General features: G+C 73.2%; 24 protein-coding genes and 1 pseudogene. 15 read left to right on the top strand and 10 right to left on the bottom strand.

From position 1 onward, the window contains the following. Position 1: 1 nt before the first annotated feature. The 5 genes from ACFYST_RS05070 to ACFYST_RS05050 all read right to left on the bottom strand — a co-directional run bounded on the left by ACFYST_RS05070 (position 2) and on the right by ACFYST_RS05050 (position 3970). Positions 2-880, bottom strand: a complete 879-nt coding sequence (locus ACFYST_RS05070) for an aminoacyl--tRNA ligase-related protein (protein WP_387859952.1) — start codon at positions 878-880, stop codon at positions 2-4. Further along, on the bottom strand, positions 877-1593 hold the full coding sequence (locus ACFYST_RS05065; protein ID WP_387859949.1) for a 4'-phosphopantetheinyl transferase family protein: 717 nt from the start codon (positions 1591-1593) through the stop codon (positions 877-879). The genes ACFYST_RS05070 and ACFYST_RS05065 overlap by 4 nt, the downstream gene beginning before the upstream one ends. After that, positions 1593-2465, bottom strand: coding sequence for a hypothetical protein (locus tag ACFYST_RS05060; protein WP_387859947.1), 873 nt, complete (start codon positions 2463-2465; stop codon positions 1593-1595). The genes ACFYST_RS05065 and ACFYST_RS05060 overlap by 1 nt, the downstream gene beginning before the upstream one ends. 2 nt (positions 2466-2467) lie before the next feature. Next, positions 2468-2917: a phosphopantetheine-binding protein gene (locus ACFYST_RS05055; protein ID WP_387859945.1), complete on the bottom strand. Its 450-nt coding sequence runs from the start codon at positions 2915-2917 to the stop codon at positions 2468-2470. A 120-nt stretch (positions 2918-3037) separates the two neighbouring features. Next, positions 3038-3970 carry a 3-oxoacyl-[acyl-carrier-protein] synthase III C-terminal domain-containing protein gene (locus tag ACFYST_RS05050; RefSeq protein ID WP_387634151.1) on the bottom strand — a complete coding sequence of 311 codons (933 nt, stop codon included), beginning with the start codon at positions 3968-3970 and terminating at the stop codon, positions 3038-3040. A gap of 193 nt (positions 3971-4163) precedes the next feature. Between ACFYST_RS05050 and ACFYST_RS05045 the strand changes: the two genes are divergently transcribed. The 3 genes from ACFYST_RS05045 to ACFYST_RS05035 all read left to right on the top strand — a co-directional run bounded on the left by ACFYST_RS05045 (position 4164) and on the right by ACFYST_RS05035 (position 7234). Beyond that, the gene (locus ACFYST_RS05045) at positions 4164-5330 is read left to right on the top strand and encodes a glycosyltransferase (protein WP_387859943.1); all 1167 of its coding nucleotides are present in this window, start codon (positions 4164-4166) and stop codon (positions 5328-5330) included. A 145-nt stretch (positions 5331-5475) separates the two neighbouring features. Further along, positions 5476-6429 carry an ATP-binding cassette domain-containing protein gene (locus ACFYST_RS05040; protein ID WP_387860098.1) on the top strand — a complete coding sequence of 318 codons (954 nt, stop codon included), beginning with the start codon at positions 5476-5478 and terminating at the stop codon, positions 6427-6429. 40 nt (positions 6430-6469) lie between these two features. After that, on the top strand, positions 6470-7234 hold the full coding sequence (locus ACFYST_RS05035) for an ABC transporter permease (protein ID WP_387634155.1): 765 nt from the start codon (positions 6470-6472) through the stop codon (positions 7232-7234). A gap of 197 nt (positions 7235-7431) precedes the next feature. Here ACFYST_RS05035 and ACFYST_RS05030 read toward each other — a convergent pair whose 3' ends face one another. The 3 genes and pseudogenes from ACFYST_RS05030 to ACFYST_RS05020 all read right to left on the bottom strand — a co-directional run bounded on the left by ACFYST_RS05030 (position 7432) and on the right by ACFYST_RS05020 (position 10677). Further along, positions 7432-8739 carry a PLP-dependent aminotransferase family protein gene (locus ACFYST_RS05030; RefSeq protein ID WP_387859941.1) on the bottom strand — a complete coding sequence of 436 codons (1308 nt, stop codon included), beginning with the start codon at positions 8737-8739 and terminating at the stop codon, positions 7432-7434. Then, positions 8736-9700: pseudogene (locus tag ACFYST_RS05025) on the bottom strand (alpha/beta hydrolase). Before ACFYST_RS05025 ends, ACFYST_RS05030 begins: the two are co-directional and overlap by 4 nt. Next, positions 9700-10677: a methyltransferase domain-containing protein gene (locus ACFYST_RS05020; protein WP_387859938.1), complete on the bottom strand. Its 978-nt coding sequence runs from the start codon at positions 10675-10677 to the stop codon at positions 9700-9702. Before ACFYST_RS05020 ends, ACFYST_RS05025 begins: the two are co-directional and overlap by 1 nt. Before the next feature lie 343 nt (positions 10678-11020). Between ACFYST_RS05020 and ACFYST_RS05015 the strand changes: the two genes are divergently transcribed. The 11 genes from ACFYST_RS05015 (at position 11021) to ACFYST_RS04965 (ending at position 21924) form a co-directional block, all read left to right on the top strand. Further along, positions 11021-12469: a class I adenylate-forming enzyme family protein gene (locus ACFYST_RS05015; protein ID WP_387859936.1), complete on the top strand. Its 1449-nt coding sequence runs from the start codon at positions 11021-11023 to the stop codon at positions 12467-12469. Positions 12470-12609: 140 nt separating this feature from the next. Continuing rightward, a complete protein-coding gene (locus ACFYST_RS05010; protein WP_387859933.1) occupies positions 12610-12876 on the top strand; it encodes an acyl carrier protein in 267 nt (88 codons plus the stop codon). Continuing rightward, on the top strand, positions 12876-13151 hold the full coding sequence (locus ACFYST_RS05005) for an acyl carrier protein (RefSeq protein ID WP_387859930.1): 276 nt from the start codon (positions 12876-12878) through the stop codon (positions 13149-13151). Before ACFYST_RS05010 ends, ACFYST_RS05005 begins: the two co-directional genes overlap by 1 nt. Further along, on the top strand, positions 13148-14287 hold the full coding sequence (locus ACFYST_RS05000) for a beta-ketoacyl synthase N-terminal-like domain-containing protein (RefSeq protein ID WP_387859928.1): 1140 nt from the start codon (positions 13148-13150) through the stop codon (positions 14285-14287). Before ACFYST_RS05005 ends, ACFYST_RS05000 begins: the two co-directional genes overlap by 4 nt. After that, positions 14284-14817: a hypothetical protein gene (locus ACFYST_RS04995; RefSeq protein WP_387859926.1), complete on the top strand. Its 534-nt coding sequence runs from the start codon at positions 14284-14286 to the stop codon at positions 14815-14817. Before ACFYST_RS05000 ends, ACFYST_RS04995 begins: the two co-directional genes overlap by 4 nt. 139 nt (positions 14818-14956) lie before the next feature. Then, positions 14957-16579, top strand: a complete 1623-nt coding sequence (locus ACFYST_RS04990) for a class I adenylate-forming enzyme family protein (protein WP_387859923.1) — start codon at positions 14957-14959, stop codon at positions 16577-16579. Further along, entirely contained in the window at positions 16576-17970 is a 1395-nt protein-coding gene (locus ACFYST_RS04985) for a beta-ketoacyl-[acyl-carrier-protein] synthase family protein (RefSeq protein WP_387859920.1), read from the top strand. Before ACFYST_RS04990 ends, ACFYST_RS04985 begins: the two co-directional genes overlap by 4 nt. Then, positions 17967-18899 carry a 4-hydroxyphenylpyruvate dioxygenase family protein gene (locus ACFYST_RS04980; protein ID WP_387859918.1) on the top strand — a complete coding sequence of 311 codons (933 nt, stop codon included), beginning with the start codon at positions 17967-17969 and terminating at the stop codon, positions 18897-18899. The genes ACFYST_RS04985 and ACFYST_RS04980 overlap by 4 nt, the downstream gene beginning before the upstream one ends. A 132-nt stretch (positions 18900-19031) precedes the next feature. Next, positions 19032-19949, top strand: coding sequence for a phytanoyl-CoA dioxygenase family protein (locus tag ACFYST_RS04975; RefSeq protein ID WP_387634178.1), 918 nt, complete (start codon positions 19032-19034; stop codon positions 19947-19949). Beyond that, on the top strand, positions 19946-20965 hold the full coding sequence (locus tag ACFYST_RS04970) for a thiamine pyrophosphate-dependent dehydrogenase E1 component subunit alpha (RefSeq protein ID WP_387859915.1): 1020 nt from the start codon (positions 19946-19948) through the stop codon (positions 20963-20965). The genes ACFYST_RS04975 and ACFYST_RS04970 overlap by 4 nt, the downstream gene beginning before the upstream one ends. Continuing rightward, positions 20962-21924, top strand: a complete 963-nt coding sequence (locus tag ACFYST_RS04965) for an alpha-ketoacid dehydrogenase subunit beta (protein WP_387859914.1) — start codon at positions 20962-20964, stop codon at positions 21922-21924. Before ACFYST_RS04970 ends, ACFYST_RS04965 begins: the two co-directional genes overlap by 4 nt. Positions 21925-22038: 114 nt before the next feature. Here the strand turns inward: ACFYST_RS04965 and ACFYST_RS04960 are convergent, their stop codons facing one another. Both ACFYST_RS04960 and ACFYST_RS04955 read right to left on the bottom strand, forming a co-directional pair. Then, a complete protein-coding gene (locus ACFYST_RS04960; RefSeq protein ID WP_387859911.1) occupies positions 22039-23217 on the bottom strand; it encodes a globin domain-containing protein in 1179 nt (392 codons plus the stop codon). A gap of 171 nt (positions 23218-23388) precedes the next feature. Next, positions 23389-23826 carry an RrF2 family transcriptional regulator gene (locus tag ACFYST_RS04955; protein ID WP_387859909.1) on the bottom strand — a complete coding sequence of 146 codons (438 nt, stop codon included), beginning with the start codon at positions 23824-23826 and terminating at the stop codon, positions 23389-23391. Between the two features lie 262 nt (positions 23827-24088). Between ACFYST_RS04955 and ACFYST_RS04950 the strand changes: the two genes are divergently transcribed. Then, positions 24089-25561, top strand: a complete 1473-nt coding sequence (locus ACFYST_RS04950; RefSeq protein WP_387859906.1) for a carboxyl transferase domain-containing protein — start codon at positions 24089-24091, stop codon at positions 25559-25561. The last annotated feature ends 6 nt before the right edge of the window (positions 25562-25567 follow it).

Below are 25567 nucleotides of genomic sequence, written 5' to 3'. Positions count from 1 at the left end.
CTCAGTCTCCGTTCAGGGCGGTTCTGATGGCCTCGGGCCAGTCGACGGGCCGGGGGCCGTGGGCGTGCAGCAGAGCCAGGGCGATCCGGTCGAGGCCGAAGGCGGTGCAGGCGGTGTGGCCGGGCGCGCCGTCGGCGGTGAACGCGAAGGCTTCGCCGAAGTGGTCCTTGTGGATGTTGGCGGAGGCGATCGCCTGCACCAGTCCGTCGGCGACGGGCACGCGCAGCTCGAACTTCAACTCCTGGGCGCGCTGGGCAGCCTGGTAGAGGCGGCGGCCGCCGCCGAAGAACGGGTCGTCGGCCAGCTCGATCAACGGCTTGAGCCCGAGCGTCTCCAACCAGGCGGCGACCCGCTCCAGCCAGCGCTCGCGCCAGTCGAGACAGTGCGCGGGGGTGCCTGCCGTGACGAGTTCGGCCATCCGGAAGGTGCGCAGGCGGCCGGGTTCGGCGGTGGCCTCCTGCCGGAAGCACTGCGCCTCGACGCTGAACCGGGCGGGGAGCTGGAGGTCCTGACCGGCGAGGGTGTCGTACACGGGGTAGCACGCGGCGGGCAGCAGGACCAGGTCGGACACCGTCTGCTGCGCGTGCCAGGGGCCGGACTCGGCGATCAGCGGGGCGAGTTGCCGCCAGTCGGCGGCGCTGCCGGTGTAGCTGTGCACGGTGCCGAGCAGGTGCGGGAAGGAGGCGACGTAGCCGGCCCGTTCGATGGTGGCGCGGGAGATCACGGGCGGAACGACCAGCCGCTCGAACGGTTCGTCGTCGGCGAGCCGGGCGATCGCCTCGCGCAGAGCGGCGAGCAGCTTCTCGTAGGCGGCGGACTGGAGTTGGACGCCGGGGGCGGCGGTCGGCAGCGGGGTGGCGTCGTCTGGGTGGCGGGTCATGGTCTGCCTCCGGGGGCGGGGGTGGGCGTGTCGAGGGCGGCGAACTCCTCGGCCGGGTCCGGCGGGTGGCTCAGCAGCGTCGGCCGGAGCAGCCGGCTGCCGGTCCGGGCGACGGCGGCCCGATAGCCGGACGGTGCGGGCAGGTCGTGGACGGCGCAGGGCCCGAGCGGGCCGTCGATCCGGTGCGTACCGGGGCCGCCGGTCGGCCCGACCCAGGTGCGCAAGCCGTCGGCGAGGCGTCCGCCGTAGGCCTTGGTGTACGCCTCCTTGCGGGTCCAGCGGAGGGCGAACTCGGCGGCCCCGCCGGCGGTTTCGGACGGCGGGTAGTAGCGCCGGGCGAGTCGGGCGGCGGCCTGCCCGGCCGGGACGGGTTCCAGGTCCGTGCCGATCTCGCCGTCTCCGTCGGCACGTTGCTGGACGGCGAACAGCGCCCATGGGCCGGCGGTACTCAGGTTGACGCTCAACTCCTTTTCCAGGCCCATGGGTTCGGGCCGCCCGTGTGGGCCACGCCGCCACCGGACACGCTCCGGCGGAACGCCCGCGGCCGCAGCGGTCAGCCGGCGGGCGGCGGCGTGCGCGGCGATCCAGCGGTGGCGGTGCGGGCCGTCGGGGGTGCGGGCGGCGCGGTCGCGTTCGTCCGGGTCGAGCAACTCCAGCAGGGCGCGGGCCCGTTCGGGAGTGGTGTCGGTGGCGATCAACCAGACCTCGACCATCAGGCGGCCTCCTCGGGCGCCCAGCAGGCCAGGTCGAGCCGGCCGGTCTCGGGCTCCCGGTCCGCGAGCGCGAGCGGGCGGCCCGCGAGCTGCGGGTCGGCCAGTGCGTCGCCGAGCGCGGCCCAGCCGCCGGTGTACGGGCTGCCAGGGCGGGCCCGCCGGGCCTCCACGCCGCCGGGGGCCGAGACGTCGGCGAGGCCGGGGCCGAGCACGAGCAGCGAACGCTCCGGCAGTCCGGCGCACAACTCGGCCAATGCAACTTCACTCTGATGCTCCATCACATCAGCTTTACTGAGCAGTAGTTGAAGCGGACTCCCGCGACCACCGGCCTCCCAGAGCAGCGCCGCAGCGGAGTGCCGATCCGGCAACCGGGCCGGCCGGTGCGGCCGGTGGTGCAGGTCGGCCTGTTCGACGGTGATCAGCAGTGCGCGGCGCGCGCCGCCGGTGCGGGCGTAGGCGTCGGCGATGGCGAGCGCGCTGAACGTGCCGCCGGCGCCCTCGTCGCAGACGGCGAAGGAGAGAGGTTCGCCGGGGCACGCTCCGGCGAGCTGGATCGCCACCGACTGCCCGGGTCGGACGTCGGGTGTGGCGTACACCAGCACCAGCAGATCGACCGGCCGGGCCGCGTGCACGAGTTCGCGTACGGCGAGTTCACCGAGTGCGAGGTAGGACTGGCCGCGGGCCCCGGTCAGCGCGTCCTCGTCGAGTGCCACGCCGTAGGGGCGGGCCAGGTCGGCGGTGAAGGTGCGCAGGTCGGGGTCGGTGGCGAGTGGGGAGTGGCCGGCCAGGTCGAAGGAGTGGGCGGTGGTCAGGCGCAGCGGGGAGGCGGTGCGCGGCAGGGTGGTGGCGGGGAGCGGTCCGCGGACGCGCACGTTCAGTCCTCGGCGATGACGTGTCCGGCGATGAAGCCGGCCAGGGTGCCGACCGAGCGGAGGTCGTCCTGGTCGATGCCTTCGACGTCGATCTGCACGTCGAGGTGGTCCTCGAGTTCCAGGATGAGTTCCAGGGTGGCGGCCGAGGTCAGTCCGACCTCGTCGAACAGGCAGGCGTTCTCGGTGACTTCGGGCAGTTCGCGCTTGAGGACGCGGGGCAGCAGCTGGATGATCCCGTCGAGTGCGCGGCTGCGCAGCTCGGGGTCGATGGCGTGGTCGGCCGGCTCCGAGGGGGCGGCGGGTCGGTCGGTGGCGTGGTCGGCCGGCTCCGAGGTGGCGGTGGGTCGGTCGGTGGCGGGGTCGGCCGGCTCCGAGGGGGCGGTGGGTCGGTCGGTGGCGGGGTCGGCCGGCTCCGAGGGGGCGGCGGGTCGGTCGGTGGCGGGGTCGGTCATGGCGATTCCCTGTCGGCGGGGCCCGGATGTGCGGGCCGGGTGCGGCGCTCACACGGCCGCCATCGGCGCGTCGCCTTCGCTCGGCCGCGCCGAGCCGGGGAGCCCGGAGTGCGCGGCGCCTCAGTGCTGGAGCACCATGGCGGCGAAGGTCGCGCCGAGTCCGGACGCGGCGACCAGGTAGCGGTCGCCGCGGCGGAGCAGGCCGCGGCCGGTGGCGGTGTGGTGGTTGAGCAGGATGTCGGCGGCGAAGCTGTGCCCCACCGCCGGGACGTTGTCCAGCACCACCTGTTCGGGCGGGTACCCGATCTGGCGGCAGATCCGTTTCCAGGAGATCTGGTTGACGTTGTGCGGCAGCAGCAGCCGAATCGACTCCCAGCTCTCGCCGGCTTCGTTCAGCGCGGCTTCCATCACCGCGATCATCAGCTCCGGGTAGCTGCGCTGGTAGCGCTGCATCAGGTCCGGATCGTCGGCGAGTCGCCCGTCGAACTCGCCGCGCTGGTCGACCGCGTAGGACAGCACCCGGTCGTGTTCACCTTCGGCCCGTACCAGGGCTGCCGCTGCCCCTTCGCCGAAGAGGGCGGTGTCCGGGACGGTGCGGGCATCCCGGGTGAAGGTCTTCTCGCCCGCCAGGATCAACGCCAGCGCCTCGGGGTCGGGGTCTGCCGCCAGCAGCCGACCGGCCACGTCGAGCGCCAACAGCGAGCCGGCGCAGGCGTGGTGGGTGATGGTGAAGGCACGGGCGTGGCTCAGCCCCAGACGGCCGAGCACGTCGTGCAGCGGGTTGTGCGGGTAGGGCGCCGCGATCGGCAGGCTGCGCGCGTGCAGCACGTACTTCACGCGGTGTTCGTTGCCGGGCAGCGGGGCCAGGGCCTTCGCTGCGGCGGTGAGCAGGTCGGACAGGCCTCCGTCGTGGTCCACCCTGACCTGGTCGAGGCCGTGGAACCGGCGGAAGAGCCTGATCTGACGGTCCGTCAGTCCGAGGCGTTCCCCGACCAGTTCGATCGGTTCGGCGACGGGCGGAAGGTGGACGGCGACTGCTTCCAGAGCGGTCACGCGGGCTAGTATTCCCACGCCTCACCGGCCCGCACAAGGGATCTCCGGCGCTTCCTTCCCGACTCCCCCTTGTGGTCTGTACCAGTTCCCCGTCGTTTGCACACGACGCGTGCGAATTTCTCGACCGGCCCGGCAAGTCGCGACCCCTGCCGCGCCGTTGAACCTCCTCCGCTCCTCCCGGAAGGACTCCACCATGCCCCCCGTCGATTCCCCGCTGCGCCTGTTGATCGTGGTCCCCCCGCTCGCCGGACACCTGCTGCCGGCCCGGGCGCTGGCCCTGGAGTGGGCCGGCCGCGGGCACCAAGTCTCCTGGGTGGGGCCGGAGTCGGCGCTGCGCCCGGTGCTCGGCCCGGACGCACTGGTGCATCCCACGGGCGGCCGGCTGTTCCGGGAACAGGCGGTGGGCGGGGCGGCGGCGGTGCGTTCGCTCTGGGACGGGTTCGTGGTGCCGCACACCAGGTTCACCCTGGGCGCGGTGCGCCGGGCCGTGCGGAAGTGGCGGCCGGACGTGGTGCTGGTCGATCAGCACAGCCCGGCGGGCGCGTTGGCCGCCCACGGCGCGGGCGTGCGGTGGGCGACGTTCGCGCCGTCCTCGCTGGAGATCGGCGATCCCCTGGGCGGCGAAGGCGAGTTGACGTCCTGGCGGGACGGGGTGCTGCGCGGCCTGTGGGAGCGGGCCGGCCTGCCCGCCGACGAGTTCACCGACCCGCGTTTCTCCTCCAGCCTGCTGATCGCCCCGACCTGCCGGGAACTCGCCGGACTCGACCGAGTTCCGGCCGAATACGCCCTGGTGGGGCCGCTGCTCGCAGCACGCCCCGAACTCCCGTTCCCCTGGGAGAGGTTGGAGCCCGGGCGCCGCCGGGTGCTGGTCACCATGGGCACGCTGTCGGCCGAGGTCGCGGGCGACTTCCTGCACCGGACGGCCGCCGCGCTCGCCGAACTCCCGGACGTACAGGCCGTGGTGGCGGCCCCGGGGGACGCCCCGCTGCCGCCGGACGCGGTGGCGTGCGAGCGGGTCCCGGTGCTGGAACTGCTTGAGCGCGGGGCGGTGGACGCCGTACTGTGCCACGGCGGGATGAACACCGTGGCTGAATCCCTGGTCCACGGACGGCCGTTGGTGGTCGCCCCGATCCGCCACGACCAGCCGGTGACGGCCGGCCGGCTGGCGGCACTCGGCGCGGCCGTCCGGGTCGACTTCGCCACCGCCACCTCCGAGCAGCTGCGCGCGGCGCTGCGAGCCGTCCTCGACGACCCGGGGTTCCGGGCCGCCGCACAGCGCCTGGGACGTCAACTGGCCTCCGGCGGCGGCTCGGTGGCCGCCGTCGACCGGCTGGAGCGGTTCGTGCGCGCACCGCGTTGAGTCCGCGCCGTCCGCATGGTCCAGACCATTGTCGGCGGGTGGGGTCGGGCCCTAGGGTCTGCTCCGGCATCAGCCGCCCCACCCTCTCCCCCTCAGCGCAACCGCATCCGAACCCACCGACCGAGCACAGGAGTCCGGGTTGATCGTGACCAAGGGGCTGCGCAAGTCCTTCCGGCCCCGCCGCGGCGTCGCCACCGTCGACGCGGTGCGCGGCCTCGACCTCAACGTCGCGGAGGGCGAGATCTACGGCCTCCTCGGCCCGAACGGCGCAGGCAAGACCACCACGCTGCGCATGCTCGCCACCCTGCTGGCGCCCGACGGTGGCGCGGCCACCGTGGCCGGCGCCGACCTGCGCACCGAGCCGGGCGAGGTCCGCCGCCGGATCGGCTACGTCGCCCAGGGCGGCGGCACCACCGACCACGCCACCGCCCGCGAGGAACTCGTCCTCCAGGCCCGGATGTACGGCATCCGCAAGGCCGAGGCGCTGCAACGCGCGGAACAGGGCCTGGCGGCCTTCGACCTCACCGAGTTCGGCGACCGCGCCTGCAAGACGTACTCCGGCGGCCAGCGCCGCCGCCTCGACCTCGCCCTCGGCGTGGTCCACCGCCCCAAGGTGCTGTTCCTCGACGAACCCACCGTCGGACTCGACCCGCGCAGCCGCGCCCAGGTATGGACGGAGGTCCGCCGCCTGCGCGAACAGGGCATGACGGTGCTGATCACCACCCACTACCTGGACGAGGCCGACGCCCTGTGCGACCGGATCGGCATCGTCAACCACGGCGGCATCGTCACCGAGGGCACCCCCGAGCAGCTCAAGCAGCAGATCTCCGGCGACGCCGTCACCATCGGCCTGCCCGCCGCCGAGGACACCGCCCGCGCCACCCACGCCCTCAACGAACTCCCGTGCGTCCAGCGCCTGGAGGCCCTGCCCGAGCAGGACGGACTGCGCCTGCACGTGGACTCCGCCGCCACCGCGATCCCGCAGCTGCTGCGCGCACTCGCCGCCGCCGGCCTGGAGCCGGACAACGTCCAGCTGCAACGCCCCAGCCTGGACGACGTGTTCCTCGCCCTCACCGGGCGCCCGCTGGTCAATAACTGACGATCCGTCAATTCCCGTCTGCCGCCCCCACGAGGTCCCCGTGAAACTCGCCCGCGACACCTGGCTGGTCTACCAGCGCCAACTCCTCCTGATGGCCCGCTCGCCCGCGTGGCTGGCCGTCGGACTGCTCCAACCCCTGTGCTACCTCCTACTGTTCGCCCCGCTGCTGACCTCCGCACTGGCCGCCTCCGGCGCGCACAGCACCGCCGACGCCTACCGGATCTACGTGCCCGGCCTGCTGTCCGCGCTGGCCGTGATGGGCGGCCTGTTCACCGGGTTCACGCTGCTCGGCGAACTGCACGCCGGCGTCATCGAGCGCTCCCGGGTCACGCCCGTCAGCCGGGTCGCGCTGCTGCTCGGCCGCGCCCTGCGGGAGACCACCGCGCTGCTCGTCCAGTCCCTGCTGATCGCCGTACTGGCCATCCCGTTCGGGCTGACCGTCGGCTTCACCGATCTGCTGCTCGCCATGGCACTGCTCGCGCTGATGGCCCTGATGGCGTCCTCGGTCTCCTACGGCCTGGCCCTGCTGGTGCCCACCGACGCCGCCCTCGGCCCCGTCGTCAACACCATCGCCCAGCCGCTGGCGCTGCTCTCCGGCACCCTCCTCCCGATCGCACTCGCCCCGGCCTGGCTGCGCACCGCCGCGTCCTGGAATCCCTGCTACTGGGGCGTCGAGGGCATGCGCGCCCTGTTCGCCGGCCACCTCGACGCACCCGAGGTGTGGCGCGGCCTGCTGCTGACCGGCCTGATGACGGTCCTCGCGGTGGCCTGGGCGGCCCGGCTGTTCGCCCGCCGGATCCGCTGAGACGGGCCCGCCACGAAGCGCGGCCCACCACGGAGCGGGGCCGCCACGAAACGCGGCCCAGCACGAAGCGCGGCCCACCACGACGCGGGGACCGGCATGAAGCGGGGACCGGCATGAAGCGCGGCCCACCACGAAACGCGGCCCACCACGAAACGGGGACCGGCATCACGCGCCGGGCCCCGCACGCCGCTGCCGCGTCAACTCCCCTGCGCCGCCCGTTCCGTCACGAACCGGGCCAGCCGCCGGACGCCCTCCACGACCTGCTCCGGTGTCAGGTACGAGCAGGACAGCCGCAGCTGGTGCTCGCCGCCCCCGCCGGGGTGGAAGCCGTCCATCGGCGTCCACAGCACGCCGTACGCGCGGGCGCAGGCGTCCAGCGCCCTGGCGTCGGCCCGGAACGGGACGGTGACGACCGCGAAGAAACCGCCCTCCGGACTGTTCCAGGAGACTCCCGGAACCAACCGGAAAGCGTTTTCCAGTTCCCTCAGCAGGGTGTCCATGTTCCGGGCGTAGAACTGCCGGGCGGGCTCGTTGACCTCCCGCAGGCGCAGCCCGCCGGCCAGTAGCATGCCGCCGATCACGGCCTGGCTGAGTGCCGAGGTGTTGACGGTGGTCATGCTCTTCAGCTTGGCGAGTTCGTCGGCGAGCAGGCCGAGTCGGCCGTCCGGTCCGGCCACCTGCTGGTCGGCGAGCACGTAGCCGACCCGGGCGCCGGGGAAACAGGTCTTGGCGAACGAGCCGAGGTAGATCACGTTGCGCCGGTCGCGGTCCAGTGCCTTCAACGTCGGCCGGACGGGCCCGTTGCGGCCGAAGAAGCCGTACGGGTTGTCCTCGATCAGCAGCACGCCCGTGGACTCGGCGACGTCCAGCAGCCGCCGGCGGGCCGCCTCGTCCAGGCTCGCGCCGCTCGGGTTGGCGAAGTCGGGGACGACGTAGCAGGCCCGCGGGCGTTTCCCGGCGGCGCGCAGTTCGTCGACGGCGGCGGCCAGCGCCTCCGGATCGAGGCCGCCGTCGGGGCCTGCCTCGGGCACCGGGCGGACGGTCAGGTCGAGCAGGCGGGCCGCACCCGTCACGCCGACGTAGCACGGCGAGGAGACCAGCAGCACGTCGTCCGGCCCCGCGCACAGGGCCCGCAGCACCAGCAGCATGCCCTCCTGCGCGCCGACGGTGACCACCAGCGCCTCGGGGTCGGCCGCGATGCCTTCGTCGGACTCCAGCGCCCGGGCGACCAGCGGCGCGATCAGGCCCTTGGTCCGCCCGTACTGGAACACCTCCTGCCGGACCTGGTTCTCCGACAGCCCCCGTTCCTCGCGCAAGTGCCGCAGGTAGGTGGCCAGATGGACCGGGATGTCGGCCGGGTCGAAGAACTCCTCGTGCGGGCGTCCCGGCGCGAACGAGATCGCCTCGGGGTAGCGTCCGGTGACTTCGTTGAGGAAGGTCATCGCGTCCAGCAGCGGGTCCGACAGCGAGCCGTGCAGGTCGGCCAGCCGCAGCACGCCGCTCACCGGCCGGCCTCCACCGGCGCCCCGTACGCCGCCAACAGCTCTTCCGTGGCGAAGAGTTGAGCCGCTCGGCCGTCGTCCAGGACGCCGGGCATGGCGAAGAATCCGTGCGGCATGCCGGGATAGCGGCGGAGCGTGACGGGGACGCCGGCGGCGCGCAGGGCGGCGGCGTATTCCTCGCCCTCCTCGCGCAGCGGGTCGTACTCGGCGGTGATCACGGTGGCGGGCGGCAGACCGCGGTGGTCGGGTGCGCGCAGTGGGCTGGCGAGGGGTTTCGCGCGTCGGCCGGGTCGGCGAGGTAGTGCGACCAGTACCAGGCCACCGAGCGGCGGTTGAACAGCGCCGGATCCTCACCGTCGAGGGTCGCCGGCGGGACGCGGTGGTCGGTGTTGGGGTAGATCAGCAGTTGGTGGACGATGGCCGGTCCGCCGCGTTCGCGGGCGAGCAGGGTGAGGGCGGCGGCGAGGTTGCCGCCGGCGCTGTCGCCGCCGACGGCGATACGGGCCGGGTCGAGGCCGAGCCGGGGCGCGTGGCGGGAAAGCCAGTCGAGTGCGGCCCAGCAGTCGTGGACGGCGGCGGGGAAGCGGTGTTCGGGGGCGTGCCGGTAGCCGACGGCGAGGACGGCGGCGCGGGTCGCGTTGGCGAGCGAGCGGCAGATCGGGTCGCCGGTCTCCAGTGAGCCGAGCGCCCAGCCGCCGCCGTACAGGTACAGCAGCGCGGGGCCGGGGCGGTCGGTATCGGCGGCTGCGCGCTCCGGGTGGTAGTGCCGCAGGGTGAGCGGGCCGCCCGGGCCGTCGATGGTGAACTCCTCGACGGCAGCGACGGGTTCACCGGTGCCAGTGGCTGCCCGCAGGTCGGCGAGGTCGGCGGCGCGGGCCTCGTCCAGGGTGCGGGTGTACAGCGGCGGGGTGCCGGCGGCGGCCCGGCGGGCACGCCAGGCTTCGGCCTGCGGGTGCAATGGCATCAGTGCGGTCCTCCGGGGGCAACGGCCTCCAGGTAGATCGACTCGTCCTTGCGGAAGGCCGTGTCGAGATCGGCCACGTCAGGGCGTGCGCCGAGCTGGAACTCCCGTCGCTGGATGGCGAATTCGTGGTAGCCGGCGCGGTCGAGGACGTGCCGGAGTTCGGCCTCGTCGTAGATCCACCGATGCCCGAAATGGTAGAAGATCTGGTTCAGCATGAAGGCGCGGCGCTCCGGCATCGGCGGGCCCACCCGCATGGTGCGCAGACGGCGGCGGTGGCGGCGGAAGAACTGCTCCTGCCCGTCGAGGTATCCGTCGATGTAGCGCGCCAGGTCGGGGGTGGTGAGGCGGAGCAGGCCGCCGGGCCGCAGGATGCGGCGGACTTCGGCGAGCCAGTGCACGGCGGTGCCGAGCGGGACGTGTTCGATCAGGTGCTCGGCGTACACCCAGTCCACGCTGTGGTCGGCGATCGGGAGCGGGCGACTGATGTCGAGCTGGGTGAACAGCGCGGCGCCGTCGATCCGGTAGACCGGTCCGGGGCGGGTGGCCTCGCTGTCGGTGTGCAGGCCGACGAGATCGGCGCCGAGGCCGTGCGGGTGCCGGGTGCGGAACGCGGCGAACTCGATGCCGGTGACCCCGAGCTCCTGGAAGTCCTGGTGTGTGTACGGCATTTCGGGACGGACGACCTCGATCGTGCTGCACCGGGCGAGGTTCTCGGTGAACGCGTCGGTGCGGGCTTCGAGCCCTGCGGGGTCTTCCCAGTCCCAGTCCGCGAACAGGGGGTGGGCGGTTTCGGGTCGGGCCCGCTCGGGTCGGGCGGTTTCGGGTCGGGCCCGCTCGGGTCGGGCGGGCTCGGGTCGGGCGGGCTCGGATCGGGCGGCCTCGGGTCGGGCGGGCTCGGATCGGGCGGCCTCGGGTCGGGCGGGCTCGGATCGGGCGGCCTCGGGTCGGGCGGGCTCGGGCTCTGCGGTGGTGGCCACGGGGTCCTTTCACGCTTGATCGGGGGTCCGGCAGCGGCCGATTGTCGGTGTCTTGTCACGCTCCCCTATATATAAGGAGAGTGACGCGCGCAGGACGTGGCGACGCCAGCTGTCGAGGCCGGCGTGCCGCGCTCCGCCAGAGATCGCGGAACCATCGTCTCCGAACCTCCTGATGATCCGTCACCCCGTGCGAAAACGAGGGACAGCGTAGGGGTCCGACCGCCACTGGTATAGACCTTGACCCTCGATGCGCTCCCGTGCAAAGGTCGGCACCGACGGGGGATCCACACTGAAGCATCACAACTTCCGACCCATGCTTCCCATCCGAGCGCGTGGAGTTGCGTTGACGCTGATCCCAACCCCGGTGCGCGGCCGCACGGTTGCCGCGGACTGGGTGGACGAACAATTACTCGCCGGACCGGACGGCGAACCGTGCCTGCGCTTCGGCGCTCCGGTGAGCAGAGGAACGCTGCGGGCCCTGGTGGCCGAGCGGCAGCGGCAGTTGGCCGCGGCCGGTCTCGGCGAACACGGAACGGTTGCTCTGCGCATGCCGCCGTCGGCGGAGTTCGTCGCGGTACTGCTGGCCGCCTGGCGGGCCGGCGCGCGGGCCGTTCTGCTCGACCACCGCCTGACCGCCGTCGAGGTGGACCGCGCGGCGGACCGGCTGCGCCCCCGGGTGCTGGTCGAACTCGCCGACGGGCGGCCGCAGTTCAGGCCGCCACCGGACGCCTCGCAGGACCGGCCGCCCGCGAACGACCCAGGGGCCGCCGGGCCGCTCGCACTCGGCGACCACGTGCTGGTGCAGCTCAGTTCGGGCTCGACCGGCCCGTCCAAGGTGATCGGCCGGACGGCGGGCGACCTGCTGCGCGAACTCGACTGCTACGCACGGCTGCCCGAGTTCCCGACCCGGGGCGAACGCACCGTGCTGCTGTCCTCCACGGTGCACGTACTCGGCCTGGTCGGCGGGCTGCTGCACGCCCTGCACGCGGGCGTGGAGCTGGTGGTGCCGCAGCGGATGACCCCCGCGGGCATCCTCACCGCGATCACCGACGGCACCGCCCCGACCACCGTGATCGGAGTGCCGTTCCACGCCGAGCTGCTGGCCGCGGTGGCCGCGCCGCCCCAACTCCCGCAGCTGCGGCGGATGATCGTGGCCGGCGAACTGATCCGCCCCGGTCTTCCCGCCGCGTTCCGTGGGCGCTACGGTGTGCCGCTGGGCACCATGTACGGGATGACCGAGACCGGGGTCATCGCCACCGACCTGTCGGGCCGCCACCATCCGGCCCTGCAAGTCGTTCATGGCCTCCAACTGTCGTTGGAGGCGGGCGAGTTGCACATCAGCCGCCCGCACTCCCCGTACCTGGGCCCGACCGACCCGACCCGCTGGTCGGACGGCCTGCTGCACACCCGGGACGCCGCGCTGCTCGACGCCGACACCGGCCGGGTGACGGTACTGGGGCGGCGCGACTCACAGATTTCCATCGGCGGCCTCAAGGTCGGCCTGAACGAGGTCGAGCAGACCCTGACCGGGCTTCCCGGCGTGGTCGAGGCCGTGGTGGTGTTCGCCGACGGCGCGATCGAGGCCTACGCCGCGACCGCCGACGGCACCTCCCCCGCACCGTCCGAACGGGACGGCGCGGCCGAGCAGTTGCGCGAACTGCTCGGCCGGGAACTGGCGGGCTACAAACTGCCCCGCCGCCTGCACCTGATGCCGCAGCTCCCCCGGACCGCCACCGGGAAGCTGCTGCGGGACGTCGCCGCCCTGCGCCGACAGGTCGACGCCACCCGCTGATCGCACTCCCCCTTCCGCGCGCAGTGCGCCCGGCCGGGTGGACGGCTCCAGACACCGTCCGCCCGTCCGTCGGTGCGCCCTGCCCGCACCACACCGCCCCAACACCCCCTACACCCCGACGCGCTGGAGTGAGCAAGTCCATGCAGGAACAGATCCGCTCGTTCGTCCTCACCACGCTGGCGGCGATGAACTACGACGTCTCGCAAGTCACTTCGGAAACCGACCTCGGCCCCGCCGGCCTCGACCTGGAGTCACTCGCACTGGCCGACCTGGCGGTGCAGGTCGAGGAGGAGTTCGGCATCCGCTTCGAACTCGACGACATGGAGTCCACCGCGCTGATGACCATCGACGAGTTCAGCACCGAGGTCGCCGCCCGGATCGCCAACTCCACGGTGGACACGGCCTGATGGACACCCGATCCGAGGTCCGCTTCGGACGCTCCGAGGCGATCGCCATGCTCGCCCGCTACGGCGACCGCGCCCCCGAGCAGGTCGACGAACACCTGGGCTCACTCGAACTGACCTGGCTGATCGCCGAGGTCGAGCAGACCTACGGCATCCAACTCGACCTGGACGACCACAGCTTGGACGCCATCCGCACCGTGGACGACGCCGTGGCCGCCCTCGGCACCCAGCTCAAGTCACAGCCCGAATCGCCACTCGATCCACAGCTCGACGCATGAACGGGAGCGCGATCCGGAACGGTCCGCCGCGGCGCACCGTCCTGGTCGGCGGCATCGGTGTCCGCTCGGCCTTCGGCCCGGGGCTCGCGGCGTTGCTGGACGGGGTGCTGGCCGGACGGCCGGCGTTCGTCCCGGTGGACCGCTTCAGCACCGTCGGACACCGCACCGACCTGGCCGCCGTCGCACCCGAACCGGCCCGGCTGGCCGACCAGTTGGTGTCGGTGCTCGCCGAGGCGGGCGCACTGCGCGACCGGCCCGACGGCGCACCCGCCGGGGCACCCTCCGGCGCGCCCTCCGGCACGTCCGAGGAGCTGCTGCTCGCCCTGCACGGCGACCGGCGGGCCGGACCGGTCGCCGCGGAGGTCGCCGAACGCACCGGGCTGCGGCCCAGGGTGTACACCGGCGCGTGCGTGGCGGCCGCCACGGCCGTCGCCGACGCCGCCGCGCTGATCGCCTCCGGCCGGCGCGAACGCGTGCTGGTCGCCGCGGGCTATCTGGTCGAGCCGGACACCTTCGCGGTGTTCGACGCCGGCCGGGCGCTCGCCGGAGACGGCGCCGTCCGCCCGTTCAGCCTGGGCCGGCAGGGCATGCTGCTCGGCGACGCGGTGGTCGCCGTGGTCCTCGAGTCCGTGCCGTCGCTGCACCGTCGCGGCGGCCGCAACCCGCTGGCCCGGATCGCCGGTTGGGCCCGCACCGGGGACGCGCACCACGTCTGTCGGCCGCACCCGGCCGGCACCGGCCTGGCCCGGGCGGTCCGCGACGCCCTCGCCCGCGCGGGCGCCCGGCCCGACGCCATCGGCTACGTCAACGCCAACGGGGCGGGCTCGAAGCTCGGCGACCTGGCCGAGGCCGCCGCGCTGCGCACCCTGTTCCCGTCCGGCACCCCGCCGGTCAGCTCCACCAAGTCCGTGCACGGCCACGCCCTGGAGGCCTCCGCGCTGCTCGAACTCGCCGTCACCGTTGGCGTCCTGCAGGCCGGGCTGCTGCCCGTCAACGCCGGCTGGCAGCACCCGGACCCGGACTGCCCGCTCGACCTGGTCCTCGACCAACCCCGCCCGGCCGCCCCCGGCCTGGCCCTCACCCTGAACTCCGCGTTCGGCGGCGCGAACACCGCACTCCTGGTGGCCGCCGCGTGATCACCACCTCCGACGACACTCCGCTGCCAGTGCCGCGGGAGTTGACCGGCCCGCTGCGGGTGCTCGCGTCCGCTGCCTGGCCCGAGCGTCCGGACGACCAACTCCCGTCCATCGCGGGGTTCGTGGAGTCCAGCTTCAATCCGCTGGTGGCCGAGACCGCCGAACGCTGTCTGCGCCGCCACTACGGGCCGCCACCCGCCCTCGGCGCACCCCGCACCGCCCTGCTGCTGGCCAGCCCGACCGGCGACACCGGCACGGCGGACGCCCTCGACCGGGCCACCACCACTGGCCGGCGCGTCGCACCCCTGCTGTTCTTCCAGTCCAACCCGAACGCCGTCCTCGGCCATCTCGCCGCCCGCTGGCAGCTCGACGGCCCGGTCGTCGCGCTCGGCCCCGGCTTCGACACCGAGTCCGAACTCCACGACCGGGCCCGCCTGTTGATCGAGGACGGGGATGCCGAGCAGGTCCTGCTGATCACCGCCGCGCAGGGCCCGCCCGACCGCGCCACCGCCGTCCTGCTCGCCCCCTGACACCCCCCACGTCGTTCACGCCCGCCGACGCCCCGCACCACGAATCACCACGAATCACCACGAATCACCGCGAGCCCCGCACCACGAATCACCGCGAGCCCCGCACCACGAGTCCCGAACCACGAGAAGAACGGGATCCATGAGCCTCCGCACCCTGCGCGCCGTCCTGTCCGAGGACAGTTCCGTCGGCGCCGGCAACGTCCTGACCACCCGGGTCGAGCAGGGCCTCGGCCTCGACTCGCCGACCCTCACCTTCGACACCCCCGTCGACGGCCACCCCGCCAACACAGCGCTGACGCTCCGTCAACTCGACCTCACCGTAAGGGCACGGGCGTCCGCACTGCACGCGCTTGGGGTGCGCCGACGCGATCCGGTGGCGGTGCAGGCTTCCGCGGCGGCCGACCAGGTGCTCACCTTCCTCGCCCTGTCCCGGCTCGGCGCCATCCCGGCACTGCTCAACCCGGCACTGGACGCGGACACTTCGGCCCGCTACCTGCGCCGGTTGAACGCGGCCGGGCTGCTCGCGGACGCCGAACACGCCAAGGCGCTCGCGGGCCTCGACCTCGGCACCACACTGCTCGCCGACACCGCCCAACTCGCCGACGGCGACCCGGAGTCGGCACCCACCCCGTACCGGCACTGGCCCACCGACCCGGTCGCTATCACCCACTCCTCGGGAACCACCGGCCTGCCGAAGGCGGTACTGCACTCGCACCAGAGCCTGTACGCAGCGATCCGGCACCGGCTGCTGCTGCCCCGCCCGCAGGGCATCGACCGGGTGCTGAGCGCACTGCCCGCCGCGCACGCCGCCACCCTGATCGCGGTCAATCTGGCGCTCAGCTTCGACGCCCAACTCCACCTGCTGTCAAGCCAGTCGGGCCCGGCGGTGCTGGACGCGATCGAACGCTGGCAGCCGCTCGGCGTGTACGGGTTCGCCACCACCTGGGCCGACCTGGCCCGGCACGACCTGTCCACCCGCGACCTGTCCTCCGTCGGCCTGTGGTGGAACACCGGCGACTGCGCGCACGAGACCCACATCCGCCGCCTCGTCGCCCAGGGTTCGCGCGAGACCGCCACCCGGCAGGGCCGGGTCCGCACCGCAGGCTCGGTGTTCATCGACGGCCTCGGCTCGTCCGAGATGGGCCACTCGCACTTCTTCATCACCCACACCGTCGACTCCGACCGCTACGGCCGCTGCGTGGGCCGCCCGCACGCGTTCGTCGACTGCGCGATCCTCGACCCGGACGGCAACGAGCTCGGCCCGGGCGAGGTCGGCGAACTCGGCACCCGCTCCCCCACCCTCGCGGTCGGCTACTGGAACGACTCCGTCACCACCCACCGCACCCGGATCCGCGACTACTTCCTCACCGGCGACCTGATGTACCGCGACGAGGACGGCTACTACTACCACGTTGACCGCGCCGTCGACACCGTCGACCTCGGCGACGGCCGCCGCCTGCACACTGCCGCCTGCGAGGAACGCGTCCTCGCCACCTGCCCGGACGTCATCGACTGCACGGTGGTGGCGTTCCGCGACGGCGACCGGGTGGTCACGGACGTACTGCTGCAACTCGCCCCGGCTGCAGGCGAATCCGACGACCTCACCGCCCGGGTGCTGGCCGCGCTGGAGGCGCACGTCGCCGCCACCGTGCGCGCGGTGCTCGCCGTGCCGGACAACCGGATCCCGCTCGGCCCGACCGGCAAGGTCCGCAAGGTCCTGCTGCGCCGACAGCACCTCTCCTCCTCGGTCGGCGCCGAGTGAGCGCGCCCGCCCCGCATCCCACCGGCCCCGCCGCCCAGATCACCGGCATCGCTGCCCATCCCACCGGCCCCGCAGCCCAGATCACCGGCATCGGCTGGCTGACTCCCCTCGGCCGCGGCGTCCCCGAGGTGTTCCGTGCCCTCGCCGACGGCCGCTCCGGGCTGACCGCCCCGCCCCCGGACCACCCGGCGGCGGGGTGGCTGCGGGCCGCCGGCATCGCCCCGCCCGTGCCCGCCGCCGAGGTGCTGCCGCCGACCGAGACCCGCTGCGCCGACCGGTTCCTGCTGCTGGCCCTCGCCGCCGCCGACGATGCCCTGGCCGATGCGAAACTGACGATCCGTCAGGACGCCGATCCAGAGCGGGTGGCAGTGGTGCTGGCCACCGGCGGTGGCGGGCTGGAGAGTTACGAGCAGCAGGCCGCCGCACGGCGCGAACGCGGCCGGGCCGCGGTCAGCCCCTACCTGCTGCCGGGCATGCTGTCCAACATGGCGGCCGCCCGGATCGCCATCACGCACGGCATCCGCGGCTACAGCTCGGCCGTGATCACCGCCTGCGCGGCCGGCGCACAGGCGGTCGCCGAGGGCCTGCGGCTGATCCGCGGCGGCGAGGCGGACGTGGTGGTGTGCGGCGGCGCCGAGGCCCCGCTGCACCCGACCATCGTCGCCGCTTTCGACAACTCCCGTGCGCTCGCAGCTGGTTGGGATGACCCGGCGCAGGCGTCCCGGCCCTTCGACGCCCGCCGTAACGGGTTCGTCCTGGGCGAGGGCAGCGCCGTCCTGGTACTGGAGCGGGCCGAACACGCGGCTGCCCGCGGCGCTTCGGCGTACGCCGAACTGTCCGGCTGGGGCGCCGCCACCGACGCCCACCACCCGACCATGCCGCGCCCCGACGGCGCCGGCGCGGCCAGTGCGATGCGCGCGGCACTGCGCTCGGCGGGGCTCGACCCGTCGGCGGTCGACTACGTCAACGCCCATGGCACCGGCACCAAGTTGGGTGACCGGGCGGAGGTCTCGGCACTGCGCGAGGTGTTCGGCGACGCGGGCCCGCTGGTCAGTTCCACCAAGGGAGCGACGGGCCATCTGCTGGGCGCGGCCGGGGCGGTGGAGGCGGCGGTGTCCGCACTGGCCGTCGCCGAGGGCCTGCTGCCGCCCACCCTGAACCTCGAACAGCCGGATGCCGACTGCGAGTTGCGGCACGTCCGCGGCTCGGCGGCGCGAGCACCGGTGCGCCACACGCTGTCCAACTCGTTCGCGTTCGGCGGGCACAACCTGAGCCTGGTGTTCGGCCCGCCGAGCATCGCGGCCAGACAACTCGGCATCGCGGCCAGACAACTCGGCATCGCCGCCGAGCACTTCGGCATCGCGGCCAAGCACCCCGGAGGTAACTCATGACCGTGTCGGGCATCGCCTACCTCGAACTGTACGCGGAGGACGCCCACAAGTACGCCGCGCAACTGCGCGACGACTGGGGCTTCACGCTGAGCAAACCGGTTCGCACCACGCCAGGCACGGTGCAGGTGCTGGCCCACCAGAACTCGATCCGGCTGCTGGTGACTTCGGCGGTGGACGCCGAGCACCAGGTGACGGAGTGGGTGCGGCGGCACGGCGACGGCGTGGCGGTGGTCGCGCTCCGGCACACCGACAAGGTGGCGGCGGCCGCGGCGGCCGAGCGGGCCCTGAACGCGGGCGGCGGCTGCCTGGACGGGGCGGGCACGGTCTCCGGGTTCGGCGACCTGGCGGTGCGCTTCGCCGACGCGCAGGACCTCCTGCCGCCGGACGAACTCCCCTGCCGGGGCGGGCTGTTGTCCCTCGACCACGTGGCGATCGCGGTACCGGGCGGGCAGTTGGACGCCTCGGTCGAGTGGGCGGTGCGCGGTCTGGGCTTCAAGGAGATCTTCCGCGAGTACGTCGAGGTCGGCACCCAGGCGATGGACTCGCGGGTGGTCCAAAGCCTCTGCGGCGCCGTCACGTTCACCCTGCTGGAGCCGGACACCTCGCGGACCGCCGGCCAGATCGACGGGTTCCTGGAGGCGCACGGCGGCGCGGGCGCCCAGCACGTGGCGTTCTCCACCGCCTCGATCACCACGTCCGTACGGGAGTTGAGCGCCCGCGGCGTGGCGTTCCTCAGCACGCCGGGCGCGTACTACCGGGCGCTGGAGTCGCGGCTCGGCCCGACGGGTATCCCGGTGGACGAACTGCGCGGGACCAACGTGCTGGTGGACCGCGACCACGGCGGCGAGCTGTTCCAGATCTTCGCCCGCTCCACCCACCCGCGCCGGACGTTCTTCCTGGAGCTGGTGGAGCGGCGCGGCGCCGGCTAGTTCGGCACCGCCAACATCAAGGCCCTGTACGAGGCCGTCGAACGCGAACGCGCCACCGCGCACAACTGACCACGCGACCACTGACCACGCAACCACTGACCACGCGACCACTGACCGGAGGGGAGCCCTCAAATGCCTGACGCCACCGACCCGTTCGGACTGTCGGAGGAGGAGTCGGCGCTGCTGCCGACCGCCGAGGAGGTGCTGGAGTACGCGGAGCGCGGCTGGTACCTGTCGCGGCGGCTGTTCAGCGACCAGGAGCTGGACACCCTGCAGGCCGCCACCGAGCGCTACTACGCGGGCGAACGCGATCGCGAACTTCCCGCCCGGCCCCCGCACTTGGCGTCCTGGACGCCGGCCGACGGTCCGGTGCAGCGGCACAACGACTACGTGCACTACGAGCACGCGGAGATCGGCCGCATTCTGCGCAAGCCGCTGCTGGGCGCGGTGGCGGCGCGCCTGGCGCAGGCGGAGGAGATCCGGGTGTTCCAGGCGACGCTGATCTACAAGCCGCCGGTGGCGGACGAGTTGAGCAACGTGGTGCCGTGGCACTTCGACAAGCACTACTGGCAGACGTCCACCTCGCAGCGGATGCTGACGGCGTTCCTGCCGTTCCACCACTGCACGGAGGAGATGGGCACCATCACCATGGTGGACGGCAGTCACCGCTGGGAGGAGCTTCCCGGCGGCGACGACTCGACCCGGCACTTCGCCGCCCGCGACCGCGCCGAACTCGACAAACTCCTGCGTGAGAACGCCGAGTTCAACGGCGCCGAGGTGCGCACGGTGCCGGTGGAGATCCCGCGCGGGCACGTCTCCTTCCACCACTGCCGCACCTATCACGGCTCCGGCCCGAACCGGTCCGCCCAGCCGCGCCGCGCCGTTTCGCTGCACCTGCAGGACGGTTCGAACCGCTACCGGTCGTTCCTGAAGCCGGACGGCTCGCCGGTGGTGTACAACCACGACGCGGTGGTGCGGCGCACGGCGGACGGTCAACCCGACTACGCGGACCCGGAGTTCTGCCCGGTGCTGTGGCGGTCGGGCCGGTGAGCCTGCCGCATTTGGCGGACCGGGCCGGGCGGTACCGGGCGATGCGGCTGATCCGCTCGTTCGAGGAGCTGGCGCTGGAGTGGGTGCGCTCGGGTCTGATCGTCGGCGGCACCCACCCGTACATCGGCCAGGAGGCGGTGGCGGTCGGCGTCTGCGCGGCACTCGCGGCGGACGACCAGCTGACGTCCACCCACCGCGGTCACGGGCACGTGCTCGCCAAGGGCGCCGATCCGGGGCGGCTATTGGCCGAACTAGCTGGCCGGGTAGGCGGGTTGAACCGAGGTCGAGGCGGGTCGATGCACGCCGTGGACTTCTCGCTGGGCATCCTCGGCGCGAACGGCATCGTCGGCGCGGGCGCGCCGATCGCGGTCGGCGCGGCCTGGGCGGCGCAGCGGCAGGGAAGCCCCCGGGTGGTGGCCTCGTTCTTCGGTGACGGCGCGCTCAACCAGGGGGTGCTGCTGGAGTCGTTGAACCTGGCGTCGATCTGGCGGGCCCCGGTGCTGTTCGTGTGCGAGAACAACGGCTATGCGACGACGCTGCCGGCCGGTGCGGCGGTGGGCGGTTCGGCGTGCGGGCGGGCGGCGGCGTTCGGCATTTCGGCGGAGACGGTGGACGGGATGGACGTGGAGGCGGTCCGGGCGGCGGCCGAGCGGCTGGTGGCCCGGGCGCGGGCGGGCGGCGGGCCGGGGTTCCTGGAGTGCCTGACGTACCGCTTCGAGGCGCACCACACCATGGAGCGCCGGTTCCGGCTCGCCTACCGCACCCCGCAGGAGGTGGCGGCCTGGCGCGAACGCGACCCGCTCGTCCCGGCCGCCGCGGCACTGCCCGCCGACGTCGTGGCCGCGATCGACGACGAGGTTCGCGAACTCCTCTCCTCGGCCACCGAGTTCGCGCGCGCCTCGGCGGAGCCGGATCCGGCCACGGCGGGCGACTACTTGTATGCGACCGACCACTTGTACGCGACCGGCCACTTGTACGCGAGCGGGCTGCGGCCCCGGTCGGGAGCGGCACTGTGACCCTGCTGTCGTACGCGAAGGCGATGAACCGGGCGCTGGCGGACGCGTTGGCGGCCGACCCGGCGGTGTGCGTGTTCGGCGAGGACGTGGGCGCGGGCCTGGCCGGGCTGACGTTGGGGCTGCAACAGCGGTTCGGGGCGGAACGGGTGGTGGACACTCCGCTGTCGGAGCAGGCGTTCACCTCGGCGGGCATCGGCGCGGCGCTGTCCGGGATGCGCCCGGTGATCGAGTTGCAGATCCCGTCGCTGCTGTTCCTGGTGTTCGAGCAACTCGCCAATCAGGCGCACAAGTTCTCGCTGATGACGGGCGGCCAGGCGCGGGTTCCGCTGACCGTGGTGGTGCCGGGTTCGGGTTCCCGCAGCGGCTGGGCGGGCCAGCATTCGGACCATCCGTACGGCCTGTTCGCGCACGTCGGCCTCAAGACGCTGGTACCGGCGACGCCCACCGACGCGTACGGGCTGCTGAGTTCGGCGATCGCGGATGACGATCCGGTGGTGCTGTTCGCCCCGGCGGGCGCGCTGGGCGTCCGCGAGGACGTGACGGCGGCGCTGGCGCCGGTGCCGCTGGGCGTGGCCCGCACGCACCGGACCGGCACGGACGTGACGGTGGTCGCGGTCGGTCATCTGGTGCATCAAGCGCTGGCGGTGGCCGAGGAGTTGGCGGGCGAGGTGTCGGTGGAGGTGCTCGATCCGCGCACCCTGTACCCGCTGGACCGGGCGGCGCTGCTGGCTTCGCTGCGGCGCACCGGGCGGCTGGTGGTGGTGGACGACTCCAACCGCTTCGCCGGATTCGCTGCCGAGGTGCTGGCGATCGCGGGCGAGGAGGGCCGCCTGCTCGCCCCGCCGCGCCGGGTGACCCGGCCGGACGGTGCGGTGCTGCCGTTCGCCCTCGGCCTGGACCGGGCGTTGCAACCGGACGCCGGGCAACTGCGCGAGGCGATCCGCGACGTCCTGAGATGAGCGCGCCTGCTTTCGGCACCGTCAAACGCAACGGCCTCCCCGGTGAGGAGAGGCCGTCGGGTCCGCCGCTTCAGCTACCGCGTCCGGCGCGGAAGTTGAGCGACCTCCGGGGTCTTACTGACCGAGCCACATGTCGGGGCCGAACACCTCGTAGTGGATGTCGGCGGCGGGCACTCCGGCCTCCAGCAGCTGAGTGCGCACGGTGCGCATGAACGGCAGCGGGCCGCACAGGTAGGCGACGGCGCCGGCGGGAACGTCCAGTCCACTCAGGTCGACCCGGCCGGTGCGGTCGGCCGGCCACTCACCCTCGGGACGCTCGTACCAGACGTGCGCCTCGGCGTTCGGCAGCTTCGCCACCAGGCCGGAGAAGTCCTCGCGGAAGGCGTGGGCGGACTCCTGCTGGTCACCGTGAACGGCGATCACCTTGCGGGTGGCACCGGTCTCGGCGAGGTGGTGGAGCATCCCGATGATCGGGGTGCAGCCGATGCCGGCCGAGGCCAGCACCACGGGGCGGTCCTCATCGGCCAGCTGGACGTCGCCGAACGGGGCGCTGACCAGCAGGGTGTCGCCCTGGTCGACGTGCTGGTGCAGGTGGTTGGAGACCTCACCCGCCGGGTCGCCGGCGACGCGCTTGACGGTGATCTGCAGGCCACCGTCGGGCTGGCCGGACAGGCTGTACTGGCGAATCTGCCGCGCGCCGTCCGCGAGTTCGACCTGCACCGAGACGTACTGGCCGGGCTTGTGCGCCGGGACGGCACCGCCGTCGGCCGGGTGCAGCAGGAAGGTGGCGACGTCGGCGGTCTCTGCGGTGCGCGAGACCACGGTGTAGGGGCGGCGCTCGCCGCGGGTGCCGCTCTCCTCGTACAGGCGCGCCTCGAGGGCGATCAGCGCGTTGGCCATCAGCCAGTACACCTCTTCCCAGGCCTCGGCGACCTCGGGGGTGACGGCCTCGCCGAGCACCTCGACGATGGCGGCGAACAGGTTGTCGTGGACCACCTGGTACTGCGGGGCGGTGATGCCCAGCGAGGCGTGCTTGTGGGCGATGCGGGCGAGCATGGCGTCCGGTCGCTGGTCGGGGTTGTTGACCAGGGCGGTCGCGAAGGCGGCTATCGAACCGGCCAGCGCCGACTTCTGGCTGCCGTCGGCCTGGTTGCCCCGGTTGAACAGGTCGCGCAGCAGCTCGGGGTGAGCGGCGAAGAGCCGGCCGTAGAACGAGCCGGTGATCTCCTCGATGGCCGCCCCCACCACGGGCAGGGTGGCACGCACGGTCTGCGCGGACTTCTCGGACAGCATCCGAAGCTCCAAACTCGCATCTGAGATGCGCATTTTACGGTGTGGGAACACCCACTGTTGACCGCTGACAACTACAGGTGACTGCTACTGACCACTACTGACTACTACTGCGCACTACTGACTGTTGACTGCGCACTGCTGACTGTTGTTGATCACCGCTGGCGACCCCGGCTAGCCACGGCCGGGCAGTCCCAGCAGGACCGGGCCGGTCGACGGACTGACCAGGTCGTTCACGGTCAACGGGTCGAGCGTTGCGAAGAACGCTTCCTGCGCCTGACGCAGCAACCCGCGCAGCCGGCAGGAGTGACGCAGCGGACACGGCGGCTGGTCCTCGCAGCCGACCACATCCCCTGTGCCCTCCAGCTCCCGGACGATCCGGCCGAGCGATCCGTTACGGCCGGCGGCAGTCAGGGCAAGCCCTCCACCGCGCCCGCGCCGGGCCTCGACCACGCCCAGGTGCTGGAGACGACTGACCACCTTCGCCGCGTGGTTGTAGGGGACGTCGACCGCCTCGGCCACCTCGCGGGTGGTCGGGGTCTGGTCCTCGCCCAGCACCGCCAGGCGCATTGCGATGCGCAGTGCGATGTCGGTGCTCTTGGTCAGCCTCACGGCGCCGACTCTAGCCAATTCAGCATCCTGGATACCAATTAGCCCGGTGTCTGGTACGTCACGTTCCACCGCCGGGCGCGCTGGGTACGGCGCGCGAGGCAACCGCCCCACCGGCGGTGATCCGTGTCACCACTGTGCGCCGCACCCGCCGACGGCCCGCGTCCGCCCATAGGCTCTGCACCGGCTTTGCGCCAGCTCTGGGCCGCAACGCCCCTTCCCCCGCTTCTGCCCCATCCCCCCCTGCCTGCGACGGAGGCCCCAGGTGTCGGCACGTCAGCTCCTCGATCTGCTGGTCGATTCCGGCAGTTTCACGTCCTGGGACGAGCCGATCGGCACCGAACCGGCCGACCCCGAGTACCGGGACGCCCTGGCCCGGGCCCGCGCCCGCACCGGGCTGGACGAGGCGGTGATCACCGGCCGCGCCCTGCTGGACGGCCGACCGCTGGCGCTGATCGCCTGCGAGTTCGGCTTCCTCGGCGGCTCGATCGGCGTCGCCACGGCCGAACGGATCACCCGGGCCGTGGAACGCGCCACCGCCGAGCGCCTCCCGCTGCTCGCCCTGCCGGTCTCCGGCGGCACCCGCATGCAGGAGGGCTCCGCCGCGTTCCTGTGCATGGTCCGGGTCACCGCGGCGGTCCACGCCCACCGCGCCGCCAGCCTGCCGTACCTCACCTACCTGCGCAACCCCACCATGGGCGGCGTGTTCGCCTCCTGGGGCACCCTCGGCCACCTGGTCCTCGCCGAACCGGGCGCCCGGCTGGGCTTCCTCGGCCCGCGCGTCTACGAGGAGTTGCGCGGCGAGCCGCTGCCGCCCACCGTCCAGCGCGCCGAAACCCTGGCCGCCAACGGCCGGTTGGACGCCATCGTCCCGCCCGACCGCCTGCACGCGTTCCTGTCCCGCGCACTCACCATCCTCACCACCCGGCCGCCCCGGCCGAGTTCACCGCCGCCCGCCACCCCCACCGCGACCCTCGCCGCCGAGGACGCCTGGGAGTCGGTGCTCCGCAGCCGCCGGCCCGACCGTCTCTCTGCTCTTGAACTCCTGTCCCACACCGCCGAGTTGTTCCTCCCGCTGGACGGCGACAGCGCGCTCGTCCGAGCGCTCGCGCTGATCGGCGGACGCCCGGTGATGGTGGTCGCCCAGCAGCGCTCCGGCCCCGACCGGCCCGAACTTCCCTTCACGGCAGCCGATTTGCGGGCGGTTCGCCGACAGGCGGAGCTGGCCGAGGAGTTGGGAATGCCACTGCTCACCGTGGTCGACACCGTCGGCGCCGAACTCTCCGTCGAGGCCGAACTCGACGGTGTGGCAATGGAGATCGCGCACTGCCTGACCACCCTGGTCGGCCTGCGCACCCCCGTCCTCGCCGTGCTGCTCGGCCAGGGCAGTGGTGGCGGCGCGCTCGCGCTGCTGCCCGCCGACCGCGTCATCGCCGCCCAGCACGCCTGGCTCGCCCCGCTTCCGCCCGAGGGCGCCTCCGCCATCGTCCACCGCGACGGCGAGCACGCTCCTCAACTCGCCCGCGCCCAGGGCATCACCGCCACGGCGCTCGCCGCCACCGGCCTGATCGACCAGGTCGTCCCCGAGACCGACGACCCCGCCGACCTGCGCACCCACCTGGCCGCCGCCATCACCCACGCCCTCGCCGACCTCGCCCAACTCCCCACCCCCACCCGCCTCGCGGCCCGCCGGACCCGCAACCGCCACCTCGGCGGCCCGCTCCCCACCACCGGCTGACCGCAC

It is taken from the genome of Kitasatospora sp. NPDC004614 (genome assembly GCF_042873675.1).
Lineage (GTDB): Bacteria > Actinomycetota > Actinomycetes > Streptomycetales > Streptomycetaceae > Kitasatospora.
Note: the sequence above shows the minus strand (reverse complement) of the source record. Positions and strands in the feature narration are given on the sequence as shown.